This is a genomic window from uncultured Collinsella sp. (assembly GCF_959026545.1).
Classification (GTDB): domain Bacteria; phylum Actinomycetota; class Coriobacteriia; order Coriobacteriales; family Coriobacteriaceae; genus Collinsella.
On the sequence record NZ_CAUFLV010000013.1, the window covers coordinates 1 to 23,875 of the forward strand.

General features: G+C 62.1%; 16 protein-coding genes. 11 read left to right on the top strand and 5 right to left on the bottom strand.

Features of this window, described 5'->3' with window-relative positions; genetic code table 11:
* Positions 1 to 307, top strand: a 307-nt coding sequence (locus Q5Q88_RS06840) for a YbaB/EbfC family nucleoid-associated protein (RefSeq protein WP_302742500.1), incomplete at its 5' end; no start/stop codon positions are given.
* A gap of 140 nt (positions 308 to 447) precedes the next feature.
* Positions 448 to 1,044, top strand: a complete 597-nt coding sequence (gene recR, locus Q5Q88_RS06845; protein ID WP_302742502.1) for a recombination mediator RecR — start codon at positions 448 to 450, stop codon at positions 1,042 to 1,044.
* 512 nt (positions 1,045 to 1,556) lie between these two features.
* Here recR and Q5Q88_RS06850 read toward each other — a convergent pair.
* Positions 1,557 to 2,621 (bottom strand): hypothetical protein, encoded by a 1,065-nt coding sequence (locus Q5Q88_RS06850; RefSeq protein ID WP_302742504.1) that lies wholly within the window; start codon positions 2,619 to 2,621, stop codon positions 1,557 to 1,559.
* A gap of 705 nt (positions 2,622 to 3,326) precedes the next feature.
* Here Q5Q88_RS06850 and nifJ point away from each other — a divergent pair.
* Positions 3,327 to 6,869 (top strand): pyruvate:ferredoxin (flavodoxin) oxidoreductase, encoded by a 3,543-nt coding sequence (gene nifJ, locus Q5Q88_RS06855; RefSeq protein ID WP_118652848.1) that lies wholly within the window; start codon positions 3,327 to 3,329, stop codon positions 6,867 to 6,869.
* 549 nt (positions 6,870 to 7,418) lie between these two features.
* Here nifJ and Q5Q88_RS06860 read toward each other — a convergent pair.
* Positions 7,419 to 8,384, bottom strand: coding sequence for a helix-turn-helix transcriptional regulator (locus Q5Q88_RS06860; RefSeq protein WP_294158368.1), 966 nt, complete (start codon positions 8,382 to 8,384; stop codon positions 7,419 to 7,421).
* 469 nt (positions 8,385 to 8,853) lie between these two features.
* Here Q5Q88_RS06860 and ptcA point away from each other — a divergent pair, with 469 nt between their 5' ends.
* The 4 genes from ptcA (at position 8,854) to arcC (ending at position 14,247) form a co-directional block, all read left to right on the top strand.
* A complete protein-coding gene (gene ptcA, locus Q5Q88_RS06865; protein ID WP_302742507.1) occupies positions 8,854 to 9,933 on the top strand; it encodes a putrescine carbamoyltransferase in 1,080 nt (359 codons plus the stop codon).
* Between the two features lie 77 nt (positions 9,934 to 10,010).
* Entirely contained in the window at positions 10,011 to 11,441 is a 1,431-nt protein-coding gene (locus Q5Q88_RS06870) for an APC family permease (RefSeq protein ID WP_302742509.1), read from the top strand.
* A 187-nt stretch (positions 11,442 to 11,628) separates the two neighbouring features.
* Positions 11,629 to 12,834: an agmatine deiminase family protein gene (locus Q5Q88_RS06875; RefSeq protein ID WP_294158362.1), complete on the top strand. Its 1,206-nt coding sequence runs from the start codon at positions 11,629 to 11,631 to the stop codon at positions 12,832 to 12,834.
* 450 nt (positions 12,835 to 13,284) lie between these two features.
* Positions 13,285 to 14,247 (top strand): carbamate kinase, encoded by a 963-nt coding sequence (gene arcC / locus Q5Q88_RS06880; RefSeq protein WP_118652852.1) that lies wholly within the window; start codon positions 13,285 to 13,287, stop codon positions 14,245 to 14,247.
* A gap of 446 nt (positions 14,248 to 14,693) precedes the next feature.
* On the opposite strand, the gene Q5Q88_RS06885 is transcribed toward arcC, so the two are convergent.
* Positions 14,694 to 15,827: a C39 family peptidase gene (locus tag Q5Q88_RS06885; RefSeq protein ID WP_302742513.1), complete on the bottom strand. Its 1,134-nt coding sequence runs from the start codon at positions 15,825 to 15,827 to the stop codon at positions 14,694 to 14,696.
* 622 nt (positions 15,828 to 16,449) lie between these two features.
* Between Q5Q88_RS06885 and Q5Q88_RS06890 the strand changes: the two genes are divergently transcribed.
* The 4 genes from Q5Q88_RS06890 to Q5Q88_RS06905 all read left to right on the top strand — a co-directional run bounded on the left by Q5Q88_RS06890 (position 16,450) and on the right by Q5Q88_RS06905 (position 21,838).
* Positions 16,450 to 17,895, top strand: coding sequence for an APC family permease (locus tag Q5Q88_RS06890; RefSeq protein WP_118652854.1), 1,446 nt, complete (start codon positions 16,450 to 16,452; stop codon positions 17,893 to 17,895).
* 162 nt (positions 17,896 to 18,057) lie between these two features.
* A complete protein-coding gene (locus tag Q5Q88_RS06895; protein ID WP_118652856.1) occupies positions 18,058 to 19,335 on the top strand; it encodes an amidohydrolase family protein in 1,278 nt (425 codons plus the stop codon).
* Positions 19,336 to 19,547: 212 nt separating this feature from the next.
* Entirely contained in the window at positions 19,548 to 20,978 is a 1,431-nt protein-coding gene (locus Q5Q88_RS06900; protein ID WP_294122725.1) for a histidine kinase, read from the top strand.
* Positions 20,979 to 21,097: 119 nt separating this feature from the next.
* Complete coding sequence (locus Q5Q88_RS06905) at positions 21,098 to 21,838, top strand: LytTR family DNA-binding domain-containing protein (RefSeq protein ID WP_118652860.1); 741 nt, start codon at positions 21,098 to 21,100, stop codon at positions 21,836 to 21,838.
* Positions 21,839 to 22,038: 200 nt separating this feature from the next.
* Here Q5Q88_RS06905 and Q5Q88_RS06910 read toward each other — a convergent pair whose 3' ends face one another.
* Both Q5Q88_RS06910 and Q5Q88_RS06915 read right to left on the bottom strand, forming a co-directional pair.
* Positions 22,039 to 22,692 (bottom strand): HAD family hydrolase, encoded by a 654-nt coding sequence (locus Q5Q88_RS06910; RefSeq protein WP_118652862.1) that lies wholly within the window; start codon positions 22,690 to 22,692, stop codon positions 22,039 to 22,041.
* 236 nt (positions 22,693 to 22,928) lie between these two features.
* Positions 22,929 to 23,873 carry a 3-hydroxyacyl-CoA dehydrogenase family protein gene (locus tag Q5Q88_RS06915; protein ID WP_118652864.1) on the bottom strand — a complete coding sequence of 315 codons (945 nt, stop codon included), beginning with the start codon at positions 23,871 to 23,873 and terminating at the stop codon, positions 22,929 to 22,931.
* Positions 23,874 to 23,875 lie beyond the last annotated feature (2 nt).

Genomic DNA, 23,875 nt, shown 5'->3' on the forward strand with positions numbered 1-23,875 from the left:
GCAGCTCATGAAGCAGGCCCAGCAGATGCAGAAGAAGCTCGCCGAGGCCCAGGAGAGCATGAACGAGGTCACCGTTGACGCCAGTGCCGGCGGCGGCATGGTCAAGGTGACCGTGGACGGCAACATGCAGCTTCAGTCCGTCACCATCGACCCCGACGCGCTCGATCCCGAGGACGTTGACATGCTCCAGGACATGATCGTGGCGGCCGTGAACGAGGCCTACCGCGGCGTGGCCGAGATCGCCAACAAGCGTATGAGCGCCGCCACCGGCGGCATGGGCACAGGCATGCCCGGCATGCCTTTTTAGCATCTGTTGAACTTGAGGCAGAGCGTGCATTTTGGAGTCCGTCCCCAAAATGCATGCGGCTCTCTTTGTGCAAATTGGAGTCCGTCCCCAAGATGCACGCTCCGGACGCATGCCGCTGTGGAACGATTTTGGATTGAAGCATGAGTGCCGATCGCAGTCTTCAAATACTCCTTGACGAGCTGGGACGCCTGCCGGGTATTGGCCCCAAAAGTGCCCAGCGCATCGCCTACCATCTGCTCGAAGCCGACGCCGAGGAGGCGCGCCGCCTGGCCGATGCCATCCTCATGGTCAAGAGCGAAGTGCATTTTTGCAGTCGGTGCTTCAATTACGCTACCGACGACGAGTGCGCCATCTGCGAGGACATGTCCCGTGAACGCGACCGGATCTGCGTGGTGGGCGAGCCCCGCGACGTGACCGCCATCGAGCGGACGGGCAGCTACCGCGGCCTCTACCACGTGCTCGGCGGTGTGATTAGCCCCATGGACAAGATCGGCCCCGAGCAGCTGCATGTGCGCGAGCTCCTCGCTCGCCTGGGGAGTGAGGACATCGGAGAGGTCATCATCGCCACGAACCCCAACATCGAGGGCGAGACCACGGCGAGCTACCTCGCGCGCACCATCAAGCCGCTGGGGATCACCGTCACGCGCCTGGCCAGCGGCTTGCCCGTGGGCGGCGACCTCGAGTACGCCGACGAGCTCACCTTGGGCCGCGCTATCGAGGCCCGCCGGGCGTTGTAGAAGTGGGCTAATCGTTGTCGCGTGCAGGGTCGGATCTGAGCGCGCGAGCGGTCCAAAATGCGGTATGCGGTCGAATAAAAGTGAAGCGTGCGGGGAGTCGGGCATTGGGAAGCACAAAATGTCCGGATGCGCACGCCGCACACGCCAAGACGACTTTCTGGAAGTCCAATCTGCGGGCATCCATCCAAAAACTCGCTATACGTGCCCGCACTTTGGCGTGGATACGGCTCCGATCTGCGGTGCCGGGCGGCTTTGCGGCGCTTCGATGTTCTAAGTACGTTCAATTTTTGGCTTACCCTGAGTACAGAACGAATGCGGCCTATCAAAAGCGCAGGTAGAGGTGTTACCTTAAACAGGTCGAGTTCCGGTGACAGTCAAATTGAACGTACTTAGCAGCAAGCGATACGAAAGTCCTCGAGATTTCACGTGCGGGGTCTGCTTGACGGGTGCAGTTTTTCGTGCAGGCACCTGGCCATGCCCGCCCGCCCCGATCAATGCTTGGCGCGGCCATGCTAAAAGGGCGTATTCCAGCTGGTGAATAGGTGGTATCGCAGGTTGGTTTCCATCTGGTGCATGCGGGCATCCAGAACCGGGGGCTTGGTGCCCAGCAAATGGGCAATATGGGCGCAGACGGCGTGGTACTTCTCTGGATTGAAAAGCTGGTCATAGGTAAGGGGCAGGACTTCGATCCCCATGGTTTGCAATGCGGCCATTCTGTCCGAATCCGAGATGAAGGACTCGTATCGGTCATGGACCAGACCACTTTGACACTCAATGTCCAGCGGACGCCCCGAGGTGGTGTTTTCGAAAAAGAGGTCTCCGTAACAGCAGCGAACTCGTCCCGAGAGGAGACGCGCGTCGCTAGTGAGCTTAATTTCCCTGTTGTTCTCGAGCCCCTTGAACCCTTGGCCTCCGAGTTTTGGCGGCAGCGAAAGTAACATAGTGGCTTGCACCTCAAAGGGAGACGCGCATATTCCGGTGACCAGCTTGGCGCAGCGAGCGAAGCGCGCTCCGCAACGATACGTGCGCACTTCGTTGGCAAAGGAGGAGAGCTCCTCGATTGCAACAAGAGGCCTGCGGCTCCAGAGTCCGCTTGGCCTGCCGTCGGCTTTCTTAACGGGCCGCCATTCTTCGAAGAAACGTGCGCCCGCCGAGCGTGCCGTTTCGAGTGCGGCGCACAACTCCTCGGTGGGTGCGAAAAGCGAAAACGTACCGCACAGCTCATACATTGCCATGAGGAGACGCACATCGGAAACATGCGGAATGCGGGCGAGTGTCAGAAGGGTCATGAGGGGCGAGGTGACTTGGAGGTCAGAGCCGTAGTTCTCGATTGCCCCAAAGGGGAGATCGCCAAGCCAGAGCTGGTCTTTGAGGTTCTTTGCGCCGGAACAGGCGGATCGTGTTTGACGCAGGCAGTAGAGCGGTGGCTGGATTAAAGTCCGGAACAAGGATTCTTTGAGGACGGTGCGCCAGCATGCAGGTGCGCCAATGAAGGGGACGCTGGGCAGCAGGGCGCGGTATTGCGGCGGAATGCGATGCAGCGCAAAGGCGGTTGGCCCGCTCAATATCTGGTCCATCAGTCGGTTCCCTCCCAGCTTGCATTCAAGTACGTTCAATAATGTGGTTGGGTTGGATATACCCAGAATGAATGAGCTCTCTATCTGGGGTTTTGACAAATTATCTGCTTCTGTTCTCGAGGCATTGGCCAAATTGAACGTACTTAGGTGAATCACCGGAATTAGTCGTCGGCATTAATCGCCGAAAGATGCGCGAGTGCGAGCCCGGACAGATCAGGGAGCGCGCGCTGTCCGGAGCGGCGGCAGTGCTTGGGGATGATTGTGGGGCGTGGCCGTTCGCGCGGTAACGCTGGCCTTTGGGCCGAAGCGCGCAAGGGCGTGCGGAGGTGCCGTCGAGGTAGGGTGGCGGCACATGCCGGCAACAGAACGCGGCGGACGATGATGGTGGAGTACGACCGCGAGGGCGGCACATTGAGCAAGCCGGTGTCGATGGCACGAGGTTTATCATTGATGAGATGCTGCGTAGTCCAGTATATCTACCTGCGAAAACATACGTTCGCCGACTCAACTAGATTGTGCTTTTAGGACTCATAATCGGGGGTACAATGGTCCTACATGCGCATCCCGCGTGGCGATATGTCATGCCGCGCGAGTGCATGGTGCGATCTTCCGAGGCAGCTGCTCGGTTCCGTCCGCCATGCGAGCATACCGGGAGTCGCAGTGACTCCCGGCGCCTTATATACCTAGTCGAGAGGAGAGGGGTATATGGCAGATCGTAAGTTCAAGTCTATGGACGGCAACGAGGCCGCCGCGTACGTTTCGTACGCGTACACCGAAGTGGCGGGTATTTACCCGATCACGCCGTCCAGCCCCATGGCCGACCATGTCGACCAGTGGGCGGCTCAGGGCATGAAGAACATCTTCGGTACGCCCGTGAACGTGGTTGAGATGGAGTCTGAGGCTGGCGCTGCCGGCGCCGTCCATGGTTCTCTGGGAGCTGGTGCCCTCACCACCACCTACACGGCGTCCCAGGGTCTCCTGCTCATGATCCCGAACATGTACAAGATCGCGGGTGAGGGCCTGCCGAGCGTCTTCCACGTTTCGGCCCGTACCGTCGCCACCCACGCGCTCAACATCTTCGGCGATCACTCCGACGTCATGGCCTGCCGCCAAACCGGCTTTGCCATGCTCGCCGAGGGCAACGTCCAGGAGGTCATGGACCTTTCGCCCGTCGCCCACCTTGCCGCTCTCACCGGCAAGACGCCGTTCCTCAACTTCTTCGATGGCTTCCGCACCTCGCATGAGATCCAGAAGGTCGCCGTGTGGGATTACGAGGACCTCAAGGACATGTGCGACATGGAGGCCGTTCAGGCCTTCCGCGATCACGCACTCAACCCGGAGCACCCCACCGCTCGCGGCTCCCATGAGAACGGCGATATCTTCTTCCAGCACCGCGAGGCCTGCAACGGCACCTACAACGCGCTGCCGGCCATCGTCCAGTCCTACATGGACAAGGTGAACGCCAAGCTCGGTACCAGCTACCATCTGTTCGACTACTACGGCGCCGACGACGCCGACCGCGTGGTCGTCTGCATGGGTTCCTTCTGCGACACCCTCGAGGAAGTCATCGATTACCTGAACGCCCACGGTGAGAAGGTCGGCCTGGTCAAGGTTCGTCTGTACCGTCCGTGGTCCGTTGAGGACTTCGTGGCCGCCCTGCCCGCGACCGTCAAGAAGATCGCCGTGCTCGACCGCACCAAGGAACCCGGCTCCATTGGCGAGCCGCTCTACCAGGACGTCGTCTCCGCGCTGTACGAGGCGGGCCGCTCCGACCTCGTGGTGACCGGCGGCCGTTACGGCCTCGGTTCCAAGGACGAGCCGCCGGCGGCTGCCTTCGCCGTGTTCGAGGACCTCAAGTCCGATACGCCCAAGCGCGAGTTCACCATCGGCATCGAGGACGATCTTACCCACCTGTCTCTGCCCATGGACCCGGATGCCCCCAACACGGCGGCTGAGGGCACCATCGAGTGCAAGTTCTGGGGCCTTGGCGGCGACGGCACCGTTGGCGCCAACAAGAACTCGATCAAGATCATCGGCGACCACACGGACAAGTACGTCCAGGCCTACTTCCAGTACGACTCCAAGAAGACCGGTGGCGTCACCATTTCGCACCTGCGTTTTGGCGATTCCCCGATCCGTTCCCCGTACTACGTGACCAAGGCCGACTTTGTGGCTTGCCACAACCCGAGCTACATCATCAAGGGCTTCAAGATGGTCCGCGACGTCAAGCCCGGCGGCACCTTCCTGGTCAACTGCCAGTGGACGCCCGAGGAGTTCGCCTCCCATATGCCGGCGAATGCCAAGCGCTACATCGCCAAGAACAACATCAACGTCTACCTGATCGACGCCATCGACCTGGCCGCCAAGGTGGGCATGGGCAAGCGCACCAACACCGTGCTTCAGTCCGCGTTCTTCGCGCTGGCCGGCGTTCTGCCGCAGGAGGAGGCGCTCCAGTACATGAAGGACGCCGCCACCAAGTCCTACGCTAAGAAGGGCCAGGCTATCGTCGACGCCAACCACAAGGCCATCGACGCCGGCGCGACCGCGTTCGTGAAGTTCGATGTTCCCGCCGACTGGGCCGACGCCACCGACGAGGCTCCTGCCGAGGTCCTCACCGATGCCGAGAAGACGGCAATCGCCAAGCAGGTCAAGGAGCTCATGGAGCCCATCGCCCGCATGGACGGCGACTCCCTGACCGTCTCCGCCTTCAAGGATTGCGCCGACGGCCAGTTCGAGCTGGGCGCCTCCGCATACGAGAAGCGCGGCGTCGCCGTTATGGTCCCGCATTGGGACGAGACCAAGTGCATCCAGTGCAACCAGTGCGCCTACGTGTGTCCGCATGCCACCATCCGTCCGTTCGCGCTCAACGCGGACGAGGTCGCCGAGGCCCCCGAGACCATGCGCATGCTGGATGTGAAGATCCCCAAGGACACCGGTTACAAGTTCGCCATCGCCGTCAGCCCGCTCGACTGCATGGGCTGCACCAACTGCGCCAAGGTCTGCCCCAAGGACGCGCTCACCATGGTTCCCGCCGAGGGCGAGCTCGTCGAGCAGAAGACCTTCGACTACTGCGTGGCCAACGTCGCCGAGAAGCCCGAGCTCGTGGGCAACAACGTCAAGTCCAGCCAGTTCAAGCAGCCCCTGCTTGAGTTCTCCGGCTCCTGCGCCGGCTGCGCCGAGACCGCGTACGCCCGCCTGGTGACCCAGGTCTGCGGCGACCGCATGTTCATCTCCAACGCCACCGGCTGCTCCTCCATTTGGGGCAACCCCGCCGCGACCTCCCCGTTCTGCACCGATGCGAACGGTCACGGCCCGGCTTGGAACAACTCCCTGTTCGAGGACAACGCCGAGCATGGTCTCGGTCTCGAGCTCGGCTACAAGGCCGTCCAGGGCAAGCTCGTCGCCGCGTGCGAGGAGATGTTCGGCTGCGACAAGGCTTCCGACGAGCTGAAGGCCGCCGCCCAGGCTTGGATGGACGCTCGCAACGATGTTGAGGGCTCCAAGACCACCGCTGCCGCGCTGATCGCCGAGTGCGAGAAGTCCGATTGCGACAAGGCCAAGGAGATCCTGGCCGACAAGGCGTACCTCACCAAGAAGTCCTTCTGGATCTTCGGCGGCGACGGCTGGGCCTACGACATCGGCTTCGGCGGCCTGGATCATGTCCTCGCCTCTGGCAACAACGTCAACGTCTTCGTGTTCGACACCGAGGTGTACTCCAACACCGGCGGCCAAGCCTCCAAGGCCTCTAACCTGGGCCAGGTCGCCCAGTTCGCCGCCGCGGGCAAGAACATCAAGAAGAAGAGCCTCGCCGAGATCGCGATGAGCTACGGCTACGTGTACGTGGCGCAGGTCGCCATGGGCGCCAACCCGGCCCAGACCCTCAAGGCCATCCACGAGGCCGAGGCCTACGACGGCCCGTCCATCATCATCGGCTACAGCCCCTGCGAGATGCACTCCATCAAGAAGGGCGGCATGCAGAACTGCCAGGCCGAGATGAAGAAGGCCGTGGATTGCGGTTACTGGAACCTCTTCCGCTACAACCCGGCTGCCCCCGAGGGCAAGAAGTTCGCCCTCGACTCCAAGGAGCCGGCTGGCGGTTATCGCGACTTCCTCATGAACGAGGCGCGCTACGCCAGCCTGACGCGTTCCTTCCCGGAGCGTGCCGAGGAGCTGTTTGCCGAGAACGAGGCCGCTGCCATGGATCGCTACCAGCATCTGGTCAAGCTCAAGACGCTCTACAACGAGTAGTCGCCTAAAACGGGCTGTAAGCCGCAGCGCATAGCGCCTGATGCGCCCCCGTCGGATTCATTTCCGGCGGGGGCGTTTGCATGGGCGTTGGAAAACACAGTTCCCAGCGTGATGGAAATGCGCGATACAAGTCATCACCTCGAGAAAGGGACGGGTGCTAATCTGAGGTGCGAAGTGCATGGTGCGGGGGTGCTTGGCATGAGGCGCTTGGTATGAAGTACTTGCAGCGAAGCGCAAGTCACGAGAAATGAAGTCTCGGCGTTGCCACGGAAAAGGCGAGTTCCGCGAGAGTTAACTCTCGCGGCGGGTTTTTGTCGTTTTGTCCGGATTGCCGCCTCGAGAGTTAACTCTCGAGGCAGCCGAGTGGAGGCGGGCCATAACTTGAAATGCCCAAACGCGTGTCGAACAGGATGCTGCGCATGGCGAGGTGCCTGATGGAAAAGCGTAGTAATTCGACCATAATCGAGATGGAAAACGCAAGAAAAAACGACAAAAACGTGATGTAAAAGCGTAAACCTGCTGGTTGTGGTGGGTATCTAGTTTCACACCTTAGCTCTGCCAGAAGTCGACGATGAGGTCCTCGCGGTTTTTGGTGCCGGTCTTCTTGACGAGGTTGTGCACGTGGGACTTGATGGTTCCCACGGCGAGCACGAGCTCGTCGGCGATCTCCTGGTTGGTCTTCTTCATGACGACGAGGCTCAGGACCTCGGCCTCCCGCTCGGACAGCCCGTGCTCCATGCGGTACCTCGGCATGATGGTGTCGATGTGGCGCTCGATGTCGGGGACGTTCTCGATTTCGGGGGCCTCCTGGATGCGGATGGAGAGCACGTGGTAGATGTGGCGCAGCAGCAGAAGGGCCGCGAAGACGAGCAGCACGTTCTCCGTGAAGTTGCGCTCGGAGAGGTACAGCGGCAGCCAGGTCTCGCCGTCGCTCGGCGGCATGACGAGGATGACGAGCGTGTCCTCAAGGATGATAAGGCCGACAAGCGTGAGGACGACTCGCAGCGGCTTGCGGAACTTAGCGAGCTGTGCTTTGAGTTCGGGGGAGGCCTCGTGCTTATAGCTCCAAATGGCATAGAGCAGGGTTCCAAAGGAGAACGCCTGCCGCAGCGTGTAGTACAGCCATTGGCGTACGGGACCCTCGGGCATGAGGAATATGACCACGAGGTTCGCTATTGAGAGCATGATGACCGGCCATGCGAACAAACGCTTGGAGTGCTTGTCGAGCACGTTGAGGATGAGAAGCCAAACGAACGCATTGAGGATGATGCTCACAGCGGTGCGAAGCACGGGCATCGAGATGGCGTAGTACTCGTCCATGGGGAACGGCTGGTTCTGAGAGATGTACTCGTGGAAGAAGATCTCGGTCAGCTCGATCGCGTAGCAGACGAAGGCACCGGTGCTAAAGAAGAACAGCCGCCGGCGCGTTGACGCCAACGCGGCAAACGAGAACACGGCAGTGACGATGCACAGGGTGAGCATCGCAATCGTGTAGAAGAAAAACAGGCTGTTCATACTCAGTCCCTCCCAAATCTTGGCCAGTATACATACTACCCAAACGGGAAAGAGCAAGTTTAGCCGTCCGACCTGCGGCTCTTCTACCTGCGGTTTATTGGGGTTTATTCTCTTATGCGGTTGAAATGGCCCAGTGAGCGGCAAAACATGCATCAAAAAGTGATCGCGGGCCCCACGTCCAAGATTCGCCGTGCGAGGCGTCGACCGTTCAGGGAGCCGTTCGCGGATTCGGCGAACGGTGCCACGAGACTCCGTCGGCGAGGGGATCGGGTCGTCGGATGCTGGCGGGATGACCGTCCTCAACCGGAGTTGGAGCCGGTTTAATTCCCCGAGCGGCATATCAACTCGAATAAACTCGCCAATCGCACAAGCTCGTCCAAAGATGAAGTCACGGAACGAGGCGGGGCGCGCAAGATGCCCCGCGTAGCAAAGTCGGCGCCAAGACGGCGGACGGCGGAGAGGACGAGCAATGGCTATGCCCAAGGACTTTATCGACACCAATGAGTTCACCAAGGAGCAGATCCTGGCGATCGAGGACCTCGGCCTCGCTATGAAGAAGGCCATCAAGGTCGACGGCTACTATCCCCACCTGCTCCGCAACAAGACCCTCGGCATGATCTTCCAGCAGGTGTCCACCCGCACCCGTCTCTCCTTCGAGACGGCTATGACCGACCTCGGCGGTCACGCCCAGTTCTACGGCCCGGGCTCCATCCAGCTCGGTGGCCATGAGTCCCTGGGCGACACCGCCCGCGTCATGGGCTCGCTGCTCGACATCATGATGGCCCGCGTGGACCGCCACAAGGACGTCGTCGGCCTCGCCGAGGGCTCCGCGGTGCCCGTCATCAACGGCATGTCCGAGTTCAACCACCCCACGCAGGAGATGGGCGACCTCATGACCATGCTCGAGAACCTGCCCGAGGGCAAGAAGATCGAGGACTGTACCCTCGCCTTCATCGGCGACGCCACCCAGGTCTGCCTCTCCCTCATGTTCATCTGCTCCAAGATCGGCATGAAGTTCGTGCAGTTCGGGCCCAAGGGTCACCAGATCTGCGACGGCGCCCTGCACGTGGGCACCGAGGAGGAGCGCGCCGAGTTCGGCAAGAAGCTCATGGAGATCGGCGAGGAGAACTGCAAGGTCTCCGGTGGCTCCATCGTGATCTCCGATGACATCGAGTGCATCAAGGGCGCCGACTTCATCTACACCGACGTGTGGTACGGCCTGTACGACGAGGAGGTCGAGGGCGAGAACTACATGGACGTCTTCTACCCCAAGTACCAGGTCACCATGGACATGATGAACTTCGCCGGCCCGAACTCCAAGTTCATGCACTGCCTGCCGGCCACCCGCAACGAGGAGGTCACCGACGAGGTCATGGACGACCCCGAGCGCTCCCTGTGCTGGGTTGAGGCCGAGAACCGCAAGCACTCCATCCGCGCCCTGCTCGCCACGCTCGGCGCCCGCACCCCGCTCAATGACGATGACGTCGAGTACTCCGCCAAGGCCGAGCTGCACGCCGCCCTCGACAAGATCTGCGAGCTGCAGGCCTAAGTCCTCTCTTTGCGGGCGGCGGATGCTCGTCTCCTGCCGCCCGCCTGCCTATCATTGACTGAGCTAAAGGAATACCAATGAGCGAATCAAAGAAGAAGCTCTCCTTTTTGACCGTTATCGCCACCGTCATCTGCGTCGTCTTCGTCTGCGAGGCCGCCGCCCCCGCGGCCGCCATCGGCAACCAGCAGTTCTTTTGGTGGATCTTTTTGGTCATCACCTTCCTGCTGCCCTACGGCATGATCGTCGCCGAGCTGGGAACCACCTACGACGGCGAGGGCGGCATCTACGACTGGGTGCGCGAGGGCCTGGGCGACAAATGGGGCGCCCGTATCTCGTACTACTACTGGATCAACTATCCCTTCTGGATCGCCTCCCTGGCGACCATGTTCCCCGACATCTTGGGCATGGTGTTCCACGTCGAGTTCTCTCTGGTCGCCAAGATCGCAATCGACCTCGGCTTCGTATGGCTGGTCTATCTGATGGGCCGCTCCAAGGTCGCCGACTCCGAGTGGGTCTTGAACGGCGGCGCCATCATCAAGGTCGCCGTCGCGGTCGCCGTGGGCGCCCTGGGCATCTGGTACGCCATGGAGAACGGTTTCGCCTCCGACATGAGCCCGCATACCTTCCTGCCCGAGCTCACCAACGCCAACGCGCTCAGCTACCTGTCCGTGATCATTTTCAACTTCATGGGCTTCGAGGTCATCTGCACCATGACCGATGACATGGCCGATCCCAAGAAGGACATCCCCAAGGCGATCATCGTCGGCGGCCTGTCCATCGCGGCCATCTACCTCTTCGCCGGCTTCGGTATCGGTGCGGCGGTCCCGGCCAGCCAGATCGACCCCGACTACGGCATGATCTACGCGCTGCAGACGATGGTCGGCGACTCCCCGATCTTCAAGATCATCTGCATCGCCTTCCTCATCACCCTGTTCGCCAACATGGCCGCCTGGTCCTTCGGCGTCAACTCCGTCGCCCGCTATGCCGCGGAGCACGGCAACATGCCCAAGATCTTTGCGTCCATGATCTCCAAGGACGACATGCCCAATGGCGCCAACCTCGTCAATGCCATCGTGGCCTCCCTCGTCCTGTGCCTGCAGCTCGTCCCGATCCCGGCGATCTCCGAGGGAATCTTCTGGATGCTCTTCGGCACCTCCGTCGTGTTCCTGCTGCTCACCTACATCCCGATGTTCCCGGCCTTCCTCAAGCTGCGCCGTGTCGACCCGAACCGCGAGCGCGTCTTCAGCTTCCCCTTCAAGGGCGCCATGATGAAGATCGCCATCGCCGTCCCCTGCATCGAGCTCATCCTGGCCATCGTCGCGACCATCGTGCCGCTCAGCGCCGCCGAGTTCGAGAGCAAGATCCCGATGCTGATCATCTTCCTCGTCCTGCTGGGCGTCGGCGAGATCTTCCGCGTCGTCTCCGCCAAGGGCCGCGAGGCCGAGTACAGGGGCCTGACCCCGGAGCTCGCCGCCCAGCGCCTCGCCGAGGAGGCCGAGGAGAACTAAAGCGCCTCATCTTGGGGCTCCAACTCTCCTCGCGTACCGTAGTGCGCTTCGTCGAGCTTGTCGCTCCCAACATGAGGCGCTCTAGCCTCCTCGGAGAAAAGAGGACTAGGGCACCCCACCTATACAGGTAGTTTCGCGCGGGGTGACCCGCCTCGCGCACAAGGTTGTACGAATATGGAGGTTCACAATGCGTACGATCTACGAATCCGACTCCACGCCTGCGGCCGATGGCTTCTTCATGCCGGCGGAGTTCGCTCCGCAGGACCGCGTGTGGATGGGCTGGCCCCACCGCACCGACACCTGGGCCCACGGCGCCAAACCCGCCCAGAGACAGTACGCCGCCATCGCCCGCGCCATCGCCGAGTTCACCCCGGTCACCATGTGCGCCAACCAGGCCGACTACGCCAACTGCAAGGCCGTCTTCGAGGACGACGAGAACGTCACCGTCATCGAGATGACCACCGACGACGCCTGGTTCCGCGACACCGCCGCCACCTACGTCATCGACGGCAAAGGTGAGAAGCGCGCCTGTCATTGGCACTTCAACGCCTACGGCGGCCTCATCGACGGCCTGTACTTCCCGTGGGACAAGGACGAACAGATCGCCCTCAAGATGGCCGAGCTCTCCGGCTGCCGTCGCTATCGCCCCGACGACATGATCCTCGAGGGCGGCTCCATCACCGTCGACGGCGAGGGCACCCTCGTCGTGACCGACCAGTGTCTGCTGTCCCCCGGCCGCACCTGCTCCGCGGTGCTCGAGGAGGAAGAGGACCCCGAGTCAATCTGGCCCAAGTTCAAGAAGAAGTTCGAGCCCTGGAGCGAGGAGCTTCGCGCCTACATGGACGAGCACCTCAAGGATTACCTCGGCGTCGAGAAGGTCATCTGGGTCAAGGAGGGCATCGACCCCGAGGAGACCAACGGCCACATCGATGACGTCGCCACGTTCATCGCCCCGGGCGTCATGGCCTGCATCTGGACCGACGATCCCGAGTACCCCTTCTATGAGCAGTGCCACGCCGCCTACGAGACCCTCTCCAACGCGGTCGACGCCAAGGGCCGCAAGATGAAGGTCTACAAGCTCCCCATGCCCGTCAACCCGCTGTTCATGGACCAGGCCTCCTGCGACACCATCGACGCCGACGAGAACGCCGAGCCGCGCGTCGCCGACGAGCCGCTGATCGCCTCCTACATGAACTACCTCGTGACCAATCACGGCGTCATCGTTCCGCAGTACGGCGATGAGAACGACGCCCTGGCCGTCGAGACCCTCCAGAAGATCTACGACGAGGTTTGGGGCGAGGGCGTCTATAAGTGCGTCGGCGTCCAGTCCGAGCAGGTCGTCTACGGTGGCGGCAACATCCACTGCATCACGCAGCAGGAGCCCTCTGCGTAATGGGCCGCTCCGCCTGATCACGCTTTTCCGCGGAGCGGAAGCGCCCCGTTCACCATGTGCTTCCCTTCGTCATCTCCCGAAGGCCGCCCGGCCCCGTCTCCAAGCCGGGCGGCCACATCTCTTGCGGGGGCGTCCAATCTCGTGTGCGGGTGCCCCGTTTGCTCCACTGTGATAACAGGTGCGCATATTCTTGTTCATTCTTGTATAGAAATGCATAGACAAGCTAAATCTGCAGGATTGATATACAAGAGGCGCAAGGGCCTGACATTTGGTCAATGTGATGAGATTATGCCTATAAGCTCGTTATTAACGCTTATCGCCAATAATCGTCCGTTCACCAAGACAACTAAAAACAAAGGTCCTTTCAGTGGCACATTGAGGGTATATTGCATAAAGTAAGCCTGCTGGTGAATATTAGAACCGGCGCCCTACGTTAGAAAAGAGGCAGTTATGTCCAAGCCTTACGGCAAGCCCGACCGCATTGTCGTGGCTCTTGGTGGCAACGCCCTTGGCGACACTCCCGCCGAGCAGATCGAGAAGGTCAACCACGCCGCCCACGCCCTTTTGGGCCTCATCGAGCAGGGCAATGAGATCATCATCACCCACGGCAACGGCCCGCAGGTTGGCATGATCCAGAACGCCTTCGCCGCCGCGCACGACGCCATCGGCACCCCCTCCATGGACCTGCCCGAGTGCGGCGCCATGTCTCAGGGCTACATCGGCTACCACCTGCAGCAGGGCATCGGCCGCGAGATGCACAAGCGCTATAAGCGTTGGCACGCCGCCACCGTCGTCACCCAGATCGAGTGCGATCCCGACGATCCCGCGTTCGTCAACCCGACCAAGCCGATCGGCCCCTTCTACACCGAGGAGCAGGCCAAGGAGATCATGGCGGAGAATCCGGACATGACGTTCGTTGAGGACTCCGGCCGCGGCTGGCGTCGCGTTGTGGCTTCCCCGGAGCCCAAGAAGATCGTCGAGGCCGACTCCATCCTCAACCTCCTCGACAACGAGTTCATCGTCATCGCCTGCGGTGGCGGCGGCATTCCCGTCGTCCGCGACTACAACAACAAGGGCTGCTACAAGGGCGTTGCCGCCGTCATCGACAAGGACATGGGCGGCGAGCTCCTCGCCGAGGACTGCTCCGCCGACGTTCTGTTCCTGCTGACCGCCGTCGAGCACGTCGCCATCAACTTTGGCAAGCCCAACCAGGAGGAGCTCGAGGAGCTCACCGCCGACGAGGCCGAGCGCCTGGCCGATGAGGGTCAGTTCGGCAAGGGTTCCATGGAGCCCAAGGTCCGCGCCGCCATCAAGTTCGCGCGCTCCCGCAAGGGCCGCACCTGCATCATCGGTGCCCTCGACAAGGCCGCCGAGACCATGGCCGGTCTCTCCGGCACGCGCATCACGGGCTAGATATCGGTATTCAGCGTGTCGGACGATGTCCGGCATCTGGAATTCCGATGAGCTATCGCTTTGCGTTTTCGCTCGCCGCGCTCGAGCGCCAAGCCTCGGGCGCGGCATTCCCTGGCTTGTCTCCCTGCTGGTCAAACCGCTTGCGTCCGCCTAACACGACGACGGATGCCGGGTCGGCCTCCTACATAGCCTTCCTCTCCTTTGGACGTCCCGGAAAACTGCCCCGGGGCGTCCTTTGCACGTGTCGCCACACATTGGCTGTGGGCGCCTTGAAATTGCCTATGACTACCCTGAAATTGCCTATGGTTGTCAGCCGCTTGGGCCTCTGAACCGGCAGATTGCCATAGGCAATCTCGTGAGAGACATAGTCAATCTCGTGCGGCCATAGGCACTTGTATGTTTGTGGAAGGGTGCTGACTGGATGACGCAACGAGAGGGTGGGGGGATTACACCCAAAATGACCAGCACGCTTGGGTTTGGTTGAGGATCTCCTGGATGCCCCAACGTCGTGCGGAGTTGTAGGGGCTGTTGGGGTCGAAGACCTCGACCATGCCGTGGTCGTCGATGCTGCGCAGCACGATGTAGTGACCCACGGTGGTGAAGTCGCCCGGACTGACGCTGCAGATGACGGGACGCCCGTTTGCCAAGGCGTTGGTGATGCCCCGGCGCGAGGGGTTGATGTATGCCGAGTTGATGCCGAGCATCGAGGCACCTTCAGTCATGAAGGACCACTCCGTGGCGCCGGTTGGGGCGAAATTGTTCTCGTCGGCAAACGCCGCCATGGCGCCGGGATCGAGGTCAGTTCGTCCGGTTAGGTAGATGTAGACCATGGTCAGAGATGTGGGGCCGCATGCGTTGGCGCGCACCGTTCCACCAGCGTAAGACTTGTTTGCCCAAGCGGGATCAGTTTGGTACAGGTGCGGCATGGTGCCCTGCGTCCATTCCGAGCGGGGAGTGGAGACGGCATAGGCGCCGACGCCTAACTTGTTGGGGTTGACCGCTTGGTTGGCGAGCCGTTTTTTCTCGGCGGCTGCCTCTGCTTGCGCGGCTTCTTCCGCTGCGCGCTGCTGTGCGGACGAGTAGATGGCCAGCCCTCCGCCGCCAACAAGCACGAGCGCGAGAACCGCCACGATTACGCGCGGCTGCAGAAGGCGATCGATCCAGGTTGCGCGGGCGAAGATGCGATTCGAGCGCAGATGGGGATACGAGCCGCGTGATGATTTGAAGACGGGCTGTCTGCGGCTTCCGTCAACGTAGCCATGCGAGCGGCCGCGTTTCCCGCTGAGCCCAGAGCCACGGGCGGCGCCGAAGTTGGGGTTGCGGGTGGAGCCGAAGCTGGAGCTGCGGGGGACGCCGAGATTGGAGTTGCGGGCGGCACCAGGGCCCGCGCCGCGAAATGCGCCGCGTTGCGGATGGGGGACTCTGCCATTGCGAGGTTGCTCAAGATATTCTCGCTGGGGCGCACCGCTGATACTCGAGTCTGCCTGACGTCGACGCTCGTTCACGCCGAGCGGCACTTCTCGCTGGCCGGCAAGGCGAACGGATCGCCGAGACGCATCATTTTGATGGCCCTGGTCCACAACTGCACCCCCTTACGGTATGCACGGCAATACTGCACATGGTACCAGCTCCAGGGTGGATAATCAGGCAGGATGCGCCGGCCGCGCACATGCGCCTGTCCGACACTTGTCTGGGGTTAATAAGGCGAGTCATTTCCGAATTGAAATCTGGCGGCAGTTTCAAACCGCGGTTTTCTCACATAAATGGCCTTGGTAATGTGATTTATCAACGGTTTGAAACAAACTAACCGTTTCAAACCGTTGATTCCTCACATCGTATTAAGGGGATTGCGAGTTGTTCGCATGGCTGTAGGGGAGGGACGAGGGATTCGCTGCTGAGATGCGCCTTGCCGCGGCCCGCGCGCTCGCCGATGTCGGCTGTCGTGCCTGTAACCCGCGCAGATGCGCCACGCCCACCGCGCGCCCGCTGCGCCTCTCGTCGCTGGCCGTTGCATCATCGACCGCTCGTCCCAAAAACGCGGCCGCTCGTCTGCGCCTTGCTTCCGCAAATCGAGAAGCACGCAAAACGCGCAACGGCAGGCAATATCCTCCAAGGCGTGGAAAAGGCGCGCGTGTACCTCGCGCGCAGAGGGATGGGCCCGTCCGGAACGGAGAGGCCCATAACAAAGAAAGGAGGCGTGCTATGGCGGACACCACCACTCCTGCCGCCGAACAGGGCGGCATGAAAAAGACGCTGTCGCTGTGGAACTTCTTCACCATTGGCTTCGGCGCCATCATCGGTACCGGCTGGGTCCTTCAGGTCGGCGACTGGATGGTCGTCGGCGGCGGCCCGGTCCCCGCTATGATCGCATTCCTCTTGGGCGCTATCGCGTTGGTGCCCATTGGAGCGGTGTTTGGCGAGCTTACCGCCGCCATCCCGGTTTCCGGAGGTATCGTGGAGTACGTCGACCGCACGTTCGGTCGCACGGCGTCCTACATCACCGGCTGGTTCCTGGCCCTGGGCAACGGCATCCTGTGCCCGTGGGAGGCGATCGCCATCTCCACGCTCGTGTCCGACATGTTCGGCAGCCTGCCCGGCCTCGAGTGGCTTCGCGCCGTCAAGCTCTACACCATCCTCGGTGCGGACGTCTACCTGTTCCCGACGCTGATCGCGCTCGCCTTCGCCGGCTACGTGGTCTTCCTCAACTTCCGCGGCGCCAGCTCCGCGGCCAAGCTCCAGGCCTTCCTCACCAAGGCCCTGCTCTGCGGCATGCTGCTCGCCATGGGCGTCTCCATCGTGACCGGCTCCCCGAGCAACGCCATGCCCGTCTTCTCCCAGGTGTCCGGCGCCGGCGGCGGCGTCGCCGCGACCGAGTCCACGAACCTGCTCGCGGGCATCGTCTCGGTCCTGGTCCTGACCCCGTTCTTCTACGCGGGCTTCGACACCATTCCCCAGCAGGCCGAGGAGGCCGCTGAGGGCCTGAACTGGAACAAGTTCGGCAAGATCATCACCCTGGCCCTCCTGGCCGCCGGTGGTTTCTACATGGTCTGCATCTACTCCTTCGGCACCATCCTTCCCTGGGACGAGTTCGTCTCCCAGCCGGTGCCCGCGCTCGCTTGCCTGAAGAACATCAACATGATCCTGTACGTGGCCATGCTCGTCATCGCCACCCTCGGGCCCATGGGACCGATGAACTCCTTCTACGGCGCCACGAGCCGCATCATGCTCGCCATGGGCCGCAAGGGCCAGCTGCCCGAGCAGTTCGCCGAGGTCGATGAGAAGTCCGGTGCCCCGAAGCTCGCCTGCGTGGTCCTCGCCGTCATCACCATCGTCGGTCCGTTCCTGGGCAAGAACATGCTCATCCCGCTGACCAACGTGTCCGCCCTCGCGTTCATCCTCTCCTGCACCATGGTCGCCCTCGCGTGCCTGAAGATGCGCTACACCGAGCCCGACCTGCCCCGTCCCTACAAGGTCCCCGGCGGCAAGTTCGGTATCTTCCTGGCCATCCTCGCCGGCGCTATCATCATCGGCCTGCTGGTCCTGCCCTTCAGCCCGGCATCGCTCGACATGGTCGAGTGGTCCATCGTGATCGGTTGGCTGGTCGTCGGTTTCATCCTCATGTTCGTCACCAAGGCCCGCGCCAAGTAGCGAACTACCCGCAAGCGGCGGGTGACCCCACACGACGCACCCGCCGCTTTCCTCCGGGCATTCGCCCGACCTCTCCTCTCTTGTGGCATCACCCGGCCGTGCACGTACCCCGCGCGGCCGGGGGCCAATAGCCAATCCATCGTTCCAATAAGGAGGAACATCATGGGTAAGAAGTACGCAATCGTCGGAGGCAAGCTCATCGACGGTACCGGCGCCGAGCCGGTCGAGAACTCCCTGGTTCTCGTCGATGAGAACGGCAAGATCGAGTACGCTGGCGCCCACCAGGACACCCCTGAGGGCTACGAGGTCATCGACGCCGCCGGCAAGACCGTCATGCCCGGCCTCATCGACACCCACCTGCACTTCTCCGGCAACCTCACCGACGACGACACCGACTGGGTCATGCAGCCGCTGCTCGAGAAGCAGGCCGTCGCCGTCAAGCAGGCCTATGACTGCCTCACTCACGGCCTGACCACCGTGTGCGAGATCGGCCGCTTTGGCATCCAGGTCCGTGACTGCATCGAGAAGGGCGTCTTCAAGGGTCCTCGCGTCCTCGCCACCGGTCTCGGTTTCTGCCGCACCGCCGGCCACGGCGACTCCCACCACTGCAGCCAGCTCGAGAACAAAGAGTCCCATCCTTGGGGCGACCAGGTCGACGGTCCGTGGGACCTTCGCAAGGCCGTTCGCCGTCGCCTGCGCGAGAACCCCGATGCCATCAAGATCTGGGCTACCGGCGGCGGCATCTGGCGCTGGGACTCCGGTCGCGACCAGCACTACTGCTCCGAGGAGATCAAGGCCGTGATCGATGAGGCCAAGATGGTCGGCATTCCGGTGTGGAGCCACTGCTACAACAACCACGCCGCCGCGTATGACTCCGTGCGCTTTGGCTGCGAGCAGCTGATCCACGGCTTCGACATCGACGAGCGCACCATGGACCTCATGGCCGAGCAGGGCACTTTCTTCACCCCGACGATCGCCTTCCTGCCCACCTGGTACTCCACCTATCCGCCGGTCTACGTGCCCGAGCTGCACGACAAGTACGAGGGCACCCTGGTCGAGAAGGAGCTCCAGCGCAACTACGACTGCCTGCGCGAGGCCAAGAAGCGCGGCGTCGTGATGACCATCGGCTCCGACTCCTTCTCCTTCGTCACTCCTTACGGCACCTGCTCCATCGAGGAGATGTACGAGTTCGTGGACAAGATCGGCTTCACCCCGGTCGAGACCATCACCTGCGCCACCCTCAACGGCGCCAAGATGTGCCACATCGAGGACGAGACCGGTTCCCTCGAGGCCGGCAAGTGCGCCGACCTGCTCGTGGTGAACGGCGACGTCGCCGCCGACATCCACACCCTCAACGTCGACAACATGGACGTCATCATGAAGGACGGCTGGATTGTCGATCCGGGTACCTTCGGCGAGGGCAATAAGTATTCCGAGTAACGGGGGTCACTCCCATCGGGGCTCCCCGGTCCTTAGTCTTGCGCTCAGCTTCGCTGCGCTCAGAAATCGCGCAAGACTAAGGACCGGGGAGCCCCTGCGCTTACCCCGTTGCGGGGTCGGGTGGAGCGGGGGAGTTGGCGCGCCCGGCTTCGGGACTTCCGCTCTTGTAAGATGGTGAGGTGTTGTGGATGGCGCGGGCGAGAGGGAGACGCATGCAGAGACCGTTCGAGCGGCAGAACCAGACGAAGTTCTTCCGCGTTGCGCAGACCTGGGCACTGCGTGGCCTCATGCTCTGCGTGCCGATGCTGCTCGGCCTGCTCGGTCTCGAGTTCGTGAGCAATCCCAACCCGGTTCCCGCGGTCATCACCATCGCCGGCCTCGTGCTGCTGTGTTTCTTCTTCGCCTACGTGTTCGTGGCGCCGGACGACTTCTCGCTCTCGGCGACCGACCGCACGCTGGGCATCGCGAGCAAGATCTTCACCTACACGCGTCATGGCCTTACGCCCGAGGCCACGCTCGGCGCGTGCCAGATCATCCTGCCCGAAACGCTCGCCTCCGCGATCTGCGTGACGGACGGCACCGCCGTCGTGGCGAGTTGGGGCGAGGATTCCGACAGGTGCCCGTCGGGCACGCCCGTCGTGCTGCCGAGCACGTTGCGTGTGCTCGAGGAGAAGCAGATGGAGGTCTTTGCGCGGGAGACCCCCGAGCCGGGCGAGCCGCGCTTCTTCCCCCGTCTGCACGCGGGCATCACCGCCCCGCTCATCGTGCGTGATCGCTGCATGGGCACAATCGAGCTGTATTACCCGCGCTACAGCGACATCGACGCGCGGCAGACGGCGCTCGCCACCGGGTTTGCCGAGCTCATCTCCACGCAGCTCGCGAGCTTCGAGCTCGAGCGTCAGCAGGACGTGAGCGCGCGCATGGAGCTCCGCGCCCTGCAGTCTCAGGTCGACCCGCACTTCCTGTTCAACACCATCGGAACCATCGTGTCGCTCGTCCGCACCGAGCCCGAGAAGGCCCGCTCGCTGCTCATCGACTTCTCGAACTACTACCGCCAGACGCTCTCGAACTCCGACGCACTCACGACACTGCAAAACGAGTTGGGGCAGGGCATGCGTTACATCAACCTCATGCAGGCGCGTTACGGAGACGACCGCCTCAAGCTGCGTGTGGAGCTCGACCCTGCGACACTGGATAGCCGTGTGCCTCCGTTCATCTTGCAGCCGCTGTTGGAGAACTGCATCAAGCACGCCATGCGCGAGATCGAACCGCTATCCATCGTGCTTTCGTCCATCGAAACGGATGACGGCATCGAAATCGTTGTGGAGGACGATGGCATTGGCATGAGCGAGGAGACGGTCGCGTACCTGTTTGACCCCAAGCGGGCATCGGGGTCGCAGCCCAACGAGGCGGAGGGCCAGGACGGTGCCCGTCTTCGCGATGCACCCACTACGGCAGACGGGTCGCTTAAGCGCGGCGGCGGTTTGGCGCTCGCCAATGTGCTCATGCGCATCCATTTCTTCTTTGGCGACGAATCGGGCATTCGCGTGGAATCTCGGGAGGGTGTGGGCACGCGGATTATGGTCGAGCTTGTGGGCGAACCTCACGAGCCGGACGCGAGCGCAATACCTTCCGCCCGCTGACCTTGGGCAATTGCGCCGGGGCGTCGGGGCTGTTGGCGCTGCGGTAGACTTTTCGTTTGGGACTGGATTTTGGCCGTATGAGTTCGGGCGCATGCCCGGGCAGCAGAAAGGGAGTTCGCATGGCTGGGCAAAACTGGCGCGTGCTAATTGTGGATGATGAACCGCCGATTCGTGCAGAGCTCAACTACCTGCTTACGCAAGATGCTCGTGTGGGCGCGGTGGAAGAAGCGGGCGGAGCGACGGCGGCGGTTGAAAAGATCCTGTCGTTCCGTCCGGATGTGCTGTTCTTGGACATCCAGATGCCCGGCACGAGTGGCGTGCAGCTCGCCGACAGCCTGCACAACCTCAAGCACCCGCCGGCAATCGTGTTCGTAACGGCGTTTTCCGAGTACGCCGCCGAGGCATTTGAGCTCGATGCTGCCGATTACGTGCTCAAACCCGTTGAGCAGGCCCGTTTGGAGAAGGCACTCGACAAGGTTGAGGCTACCATTGCGGCACGCAAACCCGCTGCGGCTGCCGAGCCGGTCCGCCGTATTCAAGGGGAGCGTAACGGGAAACGCTCGTATATTCCCGTGGGGGAGATCGCCTACATCGAAGCAAAGGCCGATTACGCCGTTGCGCACACGCAAGTAGGGGGCTATTTGGTCAACGAATCGATATCGGTGTTGGAGCGCCGCCTGGCATCTGAGGGCTTCCTGCGTGTGCACCGCAGCTTCCTGGTGAACATCGACGACGTTCGTGACATCGAGGTTCTCAAGCCAAGCGGCCTTATCCAACTCACGCTCGAGCGCACGGGGGCGTGCGTCCCGGTGAGTCGCCGCCGCGCCGCGGGTGTGAAGCGGCAGCTCGGTTTGGCGTAAATGCTCCTTGATGCCAGGAATCGGGCGATTTTGTAACGAATTTCCGGATGCCTTGAGTAGACGGGAAAAGTAAAGAGTTTTATCAGGGAAAACGTCGGCGTTTTAGAGGGTCTACTTGGCTCCCTTGGTTTTTCGTTACATTTTCGCCCGATTTGCGGCAGCAGCAATCGAATCGCGCTGTGCTCGTGCTGTGGCAGCCATTAGAGAACGATGTCGATGAGTTCGCGTGGGTCGTCAATCACGTAGTCGGCCCCCGCCGCCTCGAGTTCGGCGCGTCCGCGGAATCCCCAGGCAACGCCGCAAGAGCGCAAGCCGGCGTTGTGTCCACAGGCGATATCCACATTGGAGTCACCCACGTAGAGCGTGGAGGCGGGGTCGGCACTGAGCAGTTCGAGCACATGGAGCGTGATGGGGGCGGCAGGCTTGGGCGGGAACGCATCCACGCGCCCCTGCGCGACGGCGAAGCGGTCTCCAAAGTACTGGGCAACGAGCGGAGTGGTGGCGGCATGGTCCTTGTTTGAGAGGACGCCGAGCGTCACGCCGGCATCCAAGAGGGCGTCGAGCATCTCCATAATGCCGCTGTAGGGGGCCGTGCGGTCCTGCTTGTGGGCACTGTAGTACGTGCGGAACTCGGAGAGCGCCTGTTCAAAGATGCGTCCGTCCCCCGCGAACTCGGCGGGTATGAGCCGCTCGATGAGTTTGGGCTGTCCGTTGCCCACTTTGAATCGGAACTCGTCAGCGGTGAAGGTGGGCCAGCCGTGCAGCTCGCACATATGGTTGCCCGCTGCGGTGAGGTCATCGAGCGTGTTGAGCAGCGTGCCATCCAGGTCGAAGATCACGTGGGTGAATGCCATGGGCGGGCCTTCCTCTCGGTTGATTGTGCAGCCATCATAGCGCAACGTCCCGGTACCTTGGGGGATGGTGCCGGGACGTATAGGAGGGGACGGGGTTGTTGTGGGGGTCTGCGACGTCGCACCTTGGAGGGGTTGCGCGCGGCGGCGGGACGGAGCCTTGAAAGCGCGAAGCGCTTGCACCGTGTACGCGGAGGTCGATGTGCAGGGGCTCTGAGCGGGGGTGCAGCGCGGAGAGGCTACAGTTCTCCGAGGGCCTTCGCCACGGCGAGGTACGCCTCGTCGCGCTCGCGCGTGGCCTCAACGTCGCGACCCTGAGTGTAGTCATAGAACCCGCGCTGGGTCTTCACGCCGTAGGCTCCTTCGTCGAACAACTGGGCGAGAAGGGGAGAGGGCTCTGCGGCATTGCAAAGGTCCGCATTGAGGTACGACGCGATGTGGTGGAAGGTGTCGAGCCCGCCGAAGTCGGCGATCTGCAGCGGTCCCAGGCACGCATAGCGCAGACCGAGGCCATAGCGCATGATGTCATCGACGCCCTGCGCATCGACCACGCCGGTCTCCACAAGGTGCAGGGCCTCGCGCAGCACCGCGAATTGAATGCGGTTCGCCACGAAGCCGGGCACGTCCTTCTGCACCACGACGGGCTTCTTGCCAATCGCGTGCGCCAGATCGCGCACGATATCGGCGGTCTCATTGGAAGTCTCGTCGCCGCGGACGATTTCGATAAGCGGGATGATATGGGAGGGGTTGAACCAGTGCATGCCGATAAACCGCTGGGGCAGTTTCACCGCCGCCGCGAGCTCGTTGATGGAGAGGCCCGAGGTGTTGGTGGCGAGAATCGCGTCGGGACGAGCGAGTTCGGAGATTTCCCGGTAGAAGGACGTCTTCACATCGAGGCGCTCCACGATGCTCTCGACCATGAGGTCGCAGGTGCCAAAGCTATCTTTCTCGCAGGTATATGCGATACGTTCCAGCAGCTCATCGCCTTCGTCGCGGGTGATATCGCCATCCGCAACGAGGTTGTCCGTGCCCTGCGCGATGCGCGTCGCGGCGTTATCGAGTGCCGCTTGAGCGAGGTCGTAGATGGTGACCTGGTAGCCGTAGCGCGCGAAGATCTGCGCCATGGAATAGCCCATCGTTCCCGCGCCGGCAACCACGATGCGCTCGATATCTTGAACCTTCATAG